This is a genomic window from Actinomycetospora atypica, assembly GCF_042653685.1.
Classification (GTDB): domain Bacteria; phylum Actinomycetota; class Actinomycetes; order Mycobacteriales; family Pseudonocardiaceae; genus Actinomycetospora; species Actinomycetospora atypica.
The window spans coordinates 20909-31719 of the sequence record NZ_JBHSIV010000047.1 but is presented as its reverse complement, the minus strand read 5'-3'; the positions used below and the strand labels follow the sequence as shown (position 1 = coordinate 31719).

The window sequence follows — 10811 nt, the reverse complement described above, 5'->3', positions numbered from 1 at the left end:
GCTGCCGCCACCGGTCGCGTCCGCGGCGCGGCGCGGCGTCGGCGAGGGGCGCCGCAGGCGGGTGGTCGCCTCCGCGGCGACCAGCGGGTCGGTGGGCTCGCCGACCTCGGCCGGGACCTTCCCCGTGGTGCCCTCGTCGGCGTCGCGGCGGCGCGGCCGGGCGGGCCGCACCGGGACGGGGACGAACGGCACGGCGTCGACCGGCGGTCGGGCCGCGGCGGCGGCCGCGGCCCGCCGGGACCGCGCACGGGTGCCGAGGGCCGAGGCGAGGAAGGCGAGCCCGACGACCGCCCAGAAGCCGGCGACCCCGAGCTGGTACCAGGGCGGCGGTGAGGAGAACAGCGCGACCTGCACGCCCGCGGCCGCGAGCGACGCGACGCCGAGGAGGACCGCCGTCGACGGCCGAGTGGTGAGCTGCCACCGCGGGCGACCCGGCCGGGAGCGCAGAATCGTCACTGCACGCACTGGTCACCCTCCGTCTCGTCACCCGGACGAGTGACCGATTCGTTATAGCACCTTCACTGCGCGGAGTTCTGACAGACCGGGCACCAGAACAGATTGCGGGCGACGTGGGTGCTGCGGGCGATCTCGGTGCCGCACTCGAGGCACGCCTCGCCGGCCCGCCGGTAGACGTAGACGGGCCGGCGGCCCCGCTGGGCGTCCTCGGGGCGCAGCGTCCTGATCGACCCGCGGCGGACGCCGTCGCGCAGCAGCAGGACGAGGTCGTCCCACATCGCGTCGAACCGCATCCGGCCGAGGGCGCGACCCTCCATGAGGGGGTCGAGGCCCTGCCGGTAGAGCACCTCGGCGCGGTAGACGTTGCCCACCCCGGCGATGACCTTCTGGTCCATCAGCAGCGTCGCGATCGGGGACCGTGACTTCGAGATCCGCCGCCAGGCCTGCTCGGGGTCGGCGTCGTCGCGCAGCGGGTCGGGGCCGAGCCGCGCCCGCAGGGTGTCGACCTCGCCCTCGGTCAGCACCTCGCAGGCGGTGGCGCCCCGCAGGTCGGCGAGGTGGGTCGGCCCCACCATGCGCATCCGCACCTGGCCCACCGGTTCCGGCACCGGCTCCTCGTCGGGAACGGCGACCAGGGAGAACTTGCCGTACAGACCGAGGTGGACGTGCACGACGAGGTCGTCCTCGTAGACGTGGAACAGGTGCTTGCCGTGGGCGTCGACGCGGCGCAGCACGCGGCCGTCGACGAGCGCGGCGCCCTGGACGAACCGCCCCTGCGGGGACGAGACGGCGACCTCGTGCTTGCCGAAGTGCCGCGCGTGCGTGCGCGCGAGCCGCCGGATGGTGTGGCCCTCAGGCATCAGGTGGTGATGTGCCCCGTCTTCTCGTACTCGGCGAGCATGTCGATGCGCTTCTGGTGGCGCCCGCCCTCGAACTCCGTGGCGAGGAACGTGGACACGATGGTCGTCGCCTCGTCCGCGGAGTGCATGCGGGCGCCGACGGAGACCACCTGGGCGTCGTTGTGCCGCCGGGCGAGCTCCGCGGTCTCGGTGTTGTACGCCAGCGCCGCCCGGATGCCGGTCACCTTGTTGGCCGCGATCTGCTCGCCGTTGCCCGAGCCGCCGATGACGACGCCGAGGCTCCCCGGGTCGGCCAGGACGCGCTCGCCGGTGGCGGTGCAGAAGGGCGGGTAGTCGTCGGCCGCGTCGTACTCGGCGGGCCCGACGTCCACCGTCTCGTGACCGGCCTCGGTGAGGGCGGACAGCAGGTGGGCCTTGAGCTCGAAGCCGGCGTGGTCGGAGCCGATGTAGACGCGCACGGCCCGAAGTCTGGCAGGCCCGGTACCACCGCCCGCGCACCGAGGCAGCCGGACGCCCGGAACGTCACGGAACGGGGCCCGTGAAACATGCCCGTGACACGGCCCTTCTAGCGTGCACGCATGGCAGCCGAGCAGGCGTTGACCGCGGGCGACGTCGTCCTCGGCGTCGAGGAGGAGTTCCACCTCGTCGATCTGGAGTCGCGCTGTGCGGTGCCACGCGTCCCCGAGATGCTCGACGAGCTGGCGGCGCTCGACGCGGACGCCTTCGCCGCCGAGCTCAAGCCCTCGATCATCGAGACGAACTCCGACCCGACGCCGAGCCTGACCGACCTGCGGGCCGACCTCGTGCGCCTGCGCCGCATGCTGTCCTCGCTGGCGCAGGAGCGCGGCCTGGGCGTGGTCGGGGCGGGCAGCGTCCCGCTCGTCGACGCCTCCGCCGGCGGCATCACCGAGTCGCCCCGCTACCAGCGGATGCGCGACGAGTACCAGATGCTCGCCTTCGAGCAGCAGATCTGCGGCACCCAGGTGCACGTCGACGTCCCCGACCGCGACGCGGCGGTGGCGGTCATGCAGCACTCGGCGCCGTGGCTCCCGGTGCTGCTCGCCATGTCGGCCTCGAGCCCGTTCTGGAAGAGCGAGGACACCGGCTACGCCAGCTCGCGCACCCTCGCCTGGCACCGCTGGCCCACCGCGGGCCCGCCCGCCCCGCTGCGTGACGCCGCGGACTACGACGCCCTCATCGAGGACCTCGTGCGCTCCGGCACGATGTCCGACCCGGGGATGGTCTACTTCGACATGCGCCCCTCGGCGCACCAGCAGACGGTCGAGCTCCGGATCTGCGACGCCTCCCCCACGGTCGACGGCGTCGTCCTCATCGCCGGGCTGGCCCGCGCGCTCACCGTGCACGGCGTCCGGGCCCACACCCTCGGCCGACCCCAGCCGCAGTACCGGCCCGAGCTGCTGCGGGCGGCGTCGTGGCGCGCCGCGCGCTCCGGGCTGGAGGGCGACCTGGTCGACGTCACCGGTCGCGAGCTGGTGCCGCCGTCCCGCGCCGTCCGCCTGCTCCTCGACCACCTGCGCGAGGACCTCGAGGACGCGGGCGACTGGGACGTCGTCTCCGAGCTCGCCCTCGAGGCGCTCGCCCGCGGGTCGAGCGCGGCCCGCCAGCGCCAGCGCGCCAACCGCGGCGGCGGCATGGAGGGCGTCGTCGACATGCTCGTCGCCGAGACCCTGGGCGAGCAGGAGCCCGAGCTCGAGATGCCGGTGCCGCAGGCGGTCGCGCCGGTCATGCTCGGCGACTACCGCCCGCCGTCCTACGACGAGGCCGTCGACGCCGACGGCCACGTCCGCCCCACCTACGCCTGGCTCGTGTCGAACCTCGAACGCCTCGGCCCGGCCGGCCTCCTCGCCCACGAGAAGAGCCGCGACGCCGAGCAGCGGGCGCGCTCCATGTTCTTCCCCCAGCCCGACGAGCCCGAGCGCCTCTTCCCGCTCGACCTCGTCCCGCGGCTGATCACCGGACACGACTGGGAGGCGCTCTCGGCGGGCCTCGTCCAGCGGGCCCGGACCCTCGAGGCGCTGCTGCAGGACCTGCACGGCGAGCGGGCGTGCCTGCGCGACGGGATCCTGCCGCGCAGCGCGCTGCGGTGGCTCCCCGAGCCCGGCGACGCGTCGTCGATGCTCCCGCCCGGGTCCACCCGGGCGCTGATCAGCGGGCTCGACGTGGTGTGCGACGGCGAGGGCCGCTGGAAGGTCCTGGAGGACAACCTGCGCATCCCCTCGGGCATCGCCTACGCGATGGCCGACCGGCGCGTGGTCCGCTCGGTGCTGCCCGAGCTGCAGGCCCCGGAGGGGGTCGTCGACTCCGACGAGGGCCCGGCACTGCTCCGCGCCGCCCTCCTGTCCTGCGCGCCGGCGGCGGCCGGGGACTCCCCCGGCCTCGTCGTGCTCACCGAGGGCCCCGACGACTCGGCGTACTTCGAGCACGCGATGCTCGCCGAGGAGATGGGCGTCCCCGTCCTCGAGCCCAGCGGGCTGCGCATCACCGACGACGGCACGATCACCGTCGCGGTCTCCGGGCAGCGCGTCGACGTCGCCTACCGCCGCATCGACGAGGAGAAGCTCTACGCCGCCCTCGACGCCGACGGCCGCGGACTGCGCGACCCGCTGCAGGCCGCGGTCCGCGAGAACCGCTTCGCGCTGCTGAACCCGCCGGGCAACGGCCTCGTCGACGACAAGGCCGTCTACCCCTACGTCCGCCCGCTGACCGAGTACTACTTCGGCGAGAAGGCGCTCCTCGACGACGTCCACACCTACGCCTGCGGCGAGCCCGACCAGCTCGCCCACGTGCTCGAGCACCTCCACGAGCTGGTGCTCAAGCCCGTCGACGGCTACGGCGGGGCGGGCATCGTCATCGGGCGGGACGCGTCGGCGACCGAGCTCGAGGAGGCGGCCGCCGACCTGCGGGCCAACCCCGCGAGCTACGTCGCGCAGGAGACCGTCGAGATCTCCACGCACCCCACCTTCACCGGCGTCGACCTCGCCCCGCGCGTGGTCGACCTGCGCGCGTTCGTGGTGCTGGGGGACGACCCGACGGTGCTGCCGACCCCGCTCACGCGGGTCGCGCCGCCGAACAGCCTCGTGGTCAACTCGTCGCGCGGCGGCGGCTCGAAGGACACCTGGATCCTGCGTTAGGGCTACGCCCTCGTGCGTGCGTTCCCGTGCTGGGGCACGGAAAGGCACGCACGGTTCGACCGGAGGGAGACGAACGTGTGCGGCATCGCCGGGGAGTTCCGGTTCGACGGGGGCACGGCGCAGGTGGGGGCGGTCCTGGCGATGGCCCAGGTGCTCGAGCCGCGAGGCCCCGACGGCTGGGGCGTCGTCGGGCACGGTCCGCTCGCGATGGCCCACCAGCGCCTGAAGATCATCGACCTCACCGAGACCGGCTCACAGCCGATGGTCGACGCCGAGCTGGGGCTCACGGCGGTGTTCAACGGCTGCATCTACAACTACCCGCAGCTGCGCGAGGAGCTCGGGCGCGAGGGCTACCGGTTCTTCTCCACCTCCGACACCGAGGTGATCCTCAAGGCCTACCACCGGTGGGGCCAGGCCTGCGTGGAGCACTTCAAGGGCATGTTCGCGTTCGCGATCGCCGACCGGAACACGGGCCGCCTCGTGCTCGGCCGCGACCGGCTGGGCATCAAGCCGCTGTACGTGGCGCCGGTGTCCGGGGCGCTGCGCTTCGCGTCGTCGCTGCCCGCCCTGATCGCGCCCGGCGGGGTCGACACCGAGATCGACCGGGTGGCGCTGCACCACTACATGAGCTTCCACGCCGTGGTGCCGGCCCCGCGCACGATCCTCGCCGGGGTGCAGAAGCTGCCGCCGGCCGTCGTCCGGACCGTGGAGCCCGACGGGTCGTCGAGCGACTGGACCTACTGGGAGCCGGAGTTCACGCGCGGCGGGGTGGAGCACTCCGACGCCGAGTGGGCCGAGATCGCGCTGGAGTCGCTGCGCACCGCGGTGGAGCGGCGCATGGTGGCCGACGTCCCGGTCGGGGTGCTGCTCTCCGGCGGCATCGACTCCTCGATCGTCGTCGCGCTGCTCGCCGAGATGGGGCAGAAGGACCTCCGGACGTACTCGATCGGCTTCGAGGCCGAGGCCGGGGAGGCCGGCGACGAGTTCGACTACTCCGACCTCGTCGCGAAGACCTACGGCACCGACCACACCCGCTTCCTCGTGCCCAAGGCCGACACCGACGAGGCGCTGCCGGGTGCGGTCGCGGCGATGTCCGAGCCGATGACGAGCCACGACGTCATCGCCTTCTACCTCCTCTCCCGGGAGGTCTCGAAGTCGATCAAGGTGGTGCAGTCGGGCCAGGGCGCCGACGAGGTGCTCGGCGGCTACGACTGGTACCCCCCGATCGCGAAGGTCGGCCGCGAGGGCGCCGTCGACGCCTACCACCGCTCGTTCTTCGACCGCCCGCACGACGGGATCGCCGACCTCGTCGCCCCCGAGTTCCTGGTCTCCGAGGACCCGTCGCTGGCGTTCGTCCGCGATCACTTCGCCCGCCGGGGCGCCGACGAGGCCGTCGACGCGGCCCTGCGCCTCGACACCATGGTGATGCTGGTCGACGACCCGGTGAAGCGGGTCGACAACATGACGATGGCCTGGGGGCTCGAGGCCCGCGTGCCGTTCCTCGACCACGACTTCGTCGAGACCATGGGCGCCTGCCCGCCCGCCCTCAAGATGGCCGACGGCGGCAAGGGCGTGCTCAAGGCCGCGTCGCGCGGGGTGCTGCCCGACGAGATCATCGACCGGAAGAAGGGCTACTTCCCGGTCCCGGCGATCCGCCAGCTCTCGGGCCCGGTGCTGGAGCGCGTCACCGCGGCCCTCACCGACCCGGCGGCGAAGCAGCGGGGGCTCTTCCGGGCCGACAGCGTGGCCACGATGCTCGACGACCCCAACTCGGGGCGCACCAACCTCGGGGCCAACGCACTGTGGCAGGTCGCACTCCTGGAGATGTGGCTGCAGGCCCACGGCATCCGCTGACGTAGGTTCCAGCGCGCAGTCGTGTCAGCACTGCGGCCATGCTGACACTCAACGTCACAATCGCCGTCGGTACGCCCGGGCCCGTCCCCGGCGGCCGCCGCCGAACGGGAGGTCGGGAGAACCGGTGGACGAGTGGATCAGTGCCACCCGATGCTGGTCGCCCAGCCCCTCCCCCGACGGCACCGCCATCGCGTTCGTCTGGGACGGCGACGGGCGCCCCATGGTCCGCCTGCACCGGCGGCGTACCGGCGAGGAGTGGTCGCTCGACACCGGCCCCGACCTCGTCTCGACCGTGCGGTGGTCTCCCGACGGCAACTGGCTCGCGGTCGAGGCCGCCCCCGACGGCGGCGAGCGCACCTGTGTCCTCGTCGTGCGCCCCGACGGCACCGACCTGCGCCCGGTCCGCGGGGTCGGGGACGACGACCGCGGCGCGGTCTCGCTCGACCGCTGGTCCCACACCGGCTCGGTCGTCGCGATCACCGAGTCCGACTACGACACCACCACCGCCTGGCTCGTCGACGTCGAGTCCGACCAGCGCCAGCGCCTCGGCTCCGGGCACGCCCTGAAGATCCTCGACGTGTCCCGCGACCGGCGCCGGGCCCTCCTCCGCCGCGGACGGCGGGGCTCGCGCCACGTGGGGATCGTCGACCTCGACGGCACCGAGGGCTGGCACGAGATCGACTCCGGCCGCGGCCCCGGCGGCCCGCCCGGCGCCGTCGAGCACCCGGTCGCGATCACCCGCGACTCCTCGGTGGTCGCCGCCCGCTTCACCCCCGACGGCTCCCGCATGCTCGTGCTCACCGACGGCGGCCGCGAGCGCGCCGCACTGGTGGCCGTCGACGTCGCCACCGACGCCCGGCCGATGTTCCCCGAGGTCCTCGCCGAGCGGGTGGACGCCGAGCTCGAGCAGTTCGCGCTCACCGAGGACGCCGCGACCGCCGCGCTCGTCTGGAACGTCGCCGGCCGCAGCGAGGTCGACCTGCTCGACCTCACCACCGGCAAGCCCGCTCCCTACTCCCCGCCCGGCGACGTCGTCAGCTCCGCGATCTTCAGCCACGACGGCGACTCCCTGGTGCTCGGCATCCAGTCGCCCGACGTCCCGTCGGCCGTGTGGTGCCACGAGCTCTCGAGCCGGACCACCGCGCTGATCTGCCCGCAGGACGACCCGGCCTGGGCCCCGGGCACGCTGGTCCACCCGACCCTCGAGACCGTCTCCACCCCCGACGGCCTCGCCCTGCCCGGCTGGCTCTACCGCCCGCCCGGCACCGTCGGCCCCCTGCCCACCGTGATCTACCTGCACGGCGGGCCCGAGGCACAGGAGCGGCCCGTCTTCACCCCGCTCTACCAGGTGCTGCTCCGCCACGGGATCGCCGTCTACGCGGCGAACGTGCGCGGTTCGTCGGGCCTCGGCCGGTCGTTCGTCAACGCCGACAACGGCGCCGGGCGCTTCGCCGCGATCCGCGACGTCGCCTCCTGCGCGGAGCACCTCGTCGCGATCGGGGTCGCCGACAGCGAGCGGATCGGCGTCATGGGCCGCTCCTACGGCGGCTACCTCACCCTCGCCGCCCTGGTGAACCACCCGGAGCTCTTCGCGGTCGGCGTCGACGTCTGCGGCATGGCCGACTTCGAGACGTTCTTCGCCCGCACCGAGCCCTGGATCGCCGACGCGGCCGTCGGCGAGTACGGCCACCCGATCCACGACCGCAACCTGCTCCGCGAGCTCTCCCCCGTGCACCGCATGGACCGCCTGCGGGCCCCGCTGCTCGTCGTGCACGGGCGCTACGACACCAACGTCCCGGTCCACGAGGCCGAGCTCGCGGTCCACGGCGCGAAGGCCGCGGGCGTCGACGTGCGCTACCTGCTCTTCGACGACGAGGGCCACGAGATCCAGCGCCTCGAGAACCGCCGGACCTTCATCCACGCCGTCACCGAGTGGCTGACCGACCACTTCGACCTGTCCTAGGCGCCCCGGCGGGTCGCCCCCAGCCCGAAGTCCGCGGCCTCCAGCGGTGGCCTCGGTCCCCTTCCCGACGATGCCCGTGCCCGGCCCGGGGGCGGGTGCGCACCCCACGGCAGGACCGGGACCTCGCCGGTCGGCGTCGCGTCGGCGTAGGGGCCCACCGGGAGTGGCGCCGCCGCGAGGCGGCGGACCGGCACCGGGCCGTCGTCGGGAACGGATCCCTTCCCGACGAGCGCCGCCACGTCGACGAGCAGGGGGCCCGTCCACCGCTCCTCGATCCCGCGCAGCCGCCACGTGCCGAGACCGAGCACCACCCCGAAGACGACGTGGCCGAGGAACGACAGCACGACCGTGACCGGGGTCAGCGGGAACATCAGCTGCTGGCCGCGCGGCAGCAGCACCGTCGCTATGAGCCCGCCCCACGTCGGCCCGACGGCGAACGCCACCGCCGCCGCGACCGTCCATCGCGGGCCGAGCCGCCGCAGCCCGGTGGCCGCCGCGAGGGTCACGAACACGACCCCCAGCCCGCCGCCGTCGCCGGCGTAGCGCCACACGTACCCCGCGACGCCGCCCAGGACCTGCTCGGAGCGGTCGACGTCGAGCAGCCAGGTGCCCATCGTCGGGATGAAGTCGTCCCACCAGCCGAGCAGGGCGACCGTGTCGAGCCGGAAGACGTCGTAGACGACCGTCGCGACGATCCCCCAGCGCAGGCCGTCGAGCACCAGCCGGTCCTCGGCCGCCGGCGCGAACACCGCGAGCAGCACCAGCACCCCCGCCGCGGGCACCACGACGAGCCCCGCCGACACGTGCATCGGCACCAGCCCGGCGACGTGCGCGGTGATCGAGAGCAACGGCAGCGCGGCGAGGACGAGGTGCGCCGCCACCCGCGGCGGCTGCATCATCCATGCCCCCCGACGTGGGCCACGCCTGCGTTCTTGTGCCCCGCCATCGCCGCCGCGAAGTTCCGGCTGACCGCGAGCTCGTCGCTGCGCCCGCGTGGGCCGGTGCCCGCCGTGTCGTCGTCGGGCCCCTGCTCGCAGCGCTGCGCGGCGTTGATGCAGTCGGCGCCCGCCTGCGCCCGCGCCTCGGTGGAGAGGTACTCGAGCAGGGCGTGGTCGGTCACCGGGTCGTGCTGCTGCTCGGGGAAGCTGTCGATCGCGAAGGAGCGCCCCTGCGGCTGGTCGTAGGAGACCGTGATGCGCAGCGCCGGCACTGGGATGAGGTCGTCGGAGCACTCGCCGCTCTCGTCGGGGTACTGCAGGTGGCTGACGAAGTCCGCCGAGGACAGGTCCTCGCCGTTCCAGCAGCTCGGGAAGTCGTACACCCGCTGCAGCTGCGAGTCCGCCGGGCAGATCGGGTAGCGCTCGGTCAGCCGGTCGGCGAACCCGGAGCACGTGAACTTCGAGTTCGACCCCTCCCCCGTGCTCGCCGCCTTCGCCGACCCGGTGATCAGCTGCATGTTCAGCGGCATCGCCTCGGTGCGCTGCGTGCCGTGCCCGTGGAAGGTGTAGTCGACCGCCGCGGGCACCACGAACGACCCGACGTTGCCGTCGAGGCTCCCGCCGTCCGCGCCGACGTCGGGCCCGACGCCCTCCAGGTCGCGCAGCACCGGCCAGAAGATCGGCGAGCGGTCGCCGTTGGTGCAGGTGGTCTCCGCCTGCTCGAGCGCGTCCTGGTTCTCCGACGAGGCCGCGTTGGTGGACTCGTTGCCCGCGTAGTCGTGCGTGTGCTGGGCGCCGTTGCGCTTGCCGGGCGCGACGATGAAGTTGTCCGAGTTGTGGTGGTCGGACATCGGGCACTGGAACGAGTAGCTGCCGCCCGAGAAGTCGCCGCCGGCCTTGATGTTGCCGTTGGGCTCGACGTCGGCGATCGACACGTACTCCTGGGCCGACGCCTTCCCGATCTGGTCGCGGCCCTCGAACTCCCCCGACCCGGCGGCCGCGGCACCACCGCTCTGCTGGGCGTCGCCCTTCTTCTCGTCGGGCTCCTTCTTCTCGCCCGAGTCCTTCTCCTCGTCGGACTTCTTCTCCTCGCCCGAGTCCTTCTCCTCGCCCGAGTCCTTCTTCTCGCCGTCCTTCTTCTCGGACTCCTTCTCCTCGCCGGAACCGGAGTCCTCGTCGTCCGAGTCGGCCACCAGCACCACCCCGCCGATCGCCGAGGCGGCCCGCTCCGCGAGCGCGCCGACCGCGCCGGCCAGCCCGAACGGCAGGCCGACCCCGACCAACAGCACCACGACGACGAACCCGGCCACGAGCGCCGCTCGCTGCCGGGTCCCGGGCGCCGACCGCCTCATCCACCCACCTCCGCGAGCGGACGCTAGACGCGGCGTCGGACGCGTGGGTGCGCTTTGGAGAAAGTCGCCGGCACGACCTGACGGGCACCTCGGGCCATGATCACGACGCCGGCGGCACGGTGCTCGCTCAGCGATCACCCTGCCGCCCGGATGTGGATCACGCCCTCGACCGGGCCGGAGAACGGCGGCAGAACCGGGTCGCGGGGACCCGGTTCTCCGGCGCCCGCCGCCGGCGG

General features: G+C 73.7%; 8 protein-coding genes. 3 read left to right on the top strand and 5 right to left on the bottom strand.

Going from position 1 to position 10811, the window contains the following annotated elements; genetic code table 11:
- From ACFPBZ_RS26690 to ACFPBZ_RS26680, 3 genes are all read right to left on the bottom strand, one after another.
- The coding region (locus ACFPBZ_RS26690; RefSeq protein ID WP_378039151.1) for a hypothetical protein at window positions 1-456 on the bottom strand (456 nt) is incomplete at its 3' end.
- A 62-nt stretch (window positions 457-518) separates the two neighbouring features.
- Window positions 519-1316, bottom strand: coding sequence for an Fpg/Nei family DNA glycosylase (locus ACFPBZ_RS26685; protein WP_378039150.1), 798 nt, complete (start codon window positions 1314-1316; stop codon window positions 519-521).
- Window positions 1316-1774, bottom strand: coding sequence for a ribose-5-phosphate isomerase (locus tag ACFPBZ_RS26680; protein WP_378039149.1), 459 nt, complete (start codon window positions 1772-1774; stop codon window positions 1316-1318). The genes ACFPBZ_RS26685 and ACFPBZ_RS26680 overlap by 1 nt, the downstream gene beginning before the upstream one ends.
- Window positions 1775-1894: 120 nt before the next feature.
- Here ACFPBZ_RS26680 and ACFPBZ_RS26675 point away from each other — a divergent pair, with 120 nt between their 5' ends.
- The 3 genes from ACFPBZ_RS26675 (at window position 1895) to ACFPBZ_RS26665 (ending at window position 8285) form a co-directional block, all read left to right on the top strand.
- Window positions 1895-4468 carry a glutamate--cysteine ligase gene (locus ACFPBZ_RS26675; protein ID WP_378039148.1) on the top strand — a complete coding sequence of 858 codons (2574 nt, stop codon included), beginning with the start codon at window positions 1895-1897 and terminating at the stop codon, window positions 4466-4468.
- Window positions 4469-4543: 75 nt separating this feature from the next.
- Complete coding sequence (locus tag ACFPBZ_RS26670) at window positions 4544-6322, top strand: N-acetylglutaminylglutamine amidotransferase (RefSeq protein WP_378039147.1); 1779 nt, start codon at window positions 4544-4546, stop codon at window positions 6320-6322.
- A 124-nt stretch (window positions 6323-6446) separates the two neighbouring features.
- Entirely contained in the window at window positions 6447-8285 is a 1839-nt protein-coding gene (locus ACFPBZ_RS26665; RefSeq protein WP_378039146.1) for a S9 family peptidase, read from the top strand.
- Here the strand turns inward: ACFPBZ_RS26665 and ACFPBZ_RS26660 are convergent.
- Both ACFPBZ_RS26660 and ACFPBZ_RS26655 read right to left on the bottom strand, forming a co-directional pair.
- Window positions 8282-9184 carry a hypothetical protein gene (locus ACFPBZ_RS26660; protein ID WP_378039145.1) on the bottom strand — a complete coding sequence of 301 codons (903 nt, stop codon included), beginning with the start codon at window positions 9182-9184 and terminating at the stop codon, window positions 8282-8284. The genes ACFPBZ_RS26665 and ACFPBZ_RS26660 overlap by 4 nt on opposite strands.
- A complete protein-coding gene (locus tag ACFPBZ_RS26655) occupies window positions 9181-10575 on the bottom strand; it encodes a DUF1996 domain-containing protein (RefSeq protein ID WP_378039144.1) in 1395 nt (464 codons plus the stop codon). The genes ACFPBZ_RS26660 and ACFPBZ_RS26655 overlap by 4 nt, the downstream gene beginning before the upstream one ends.
- Window positions 10576-10811 lie beyond the last annotated feature (236 nt).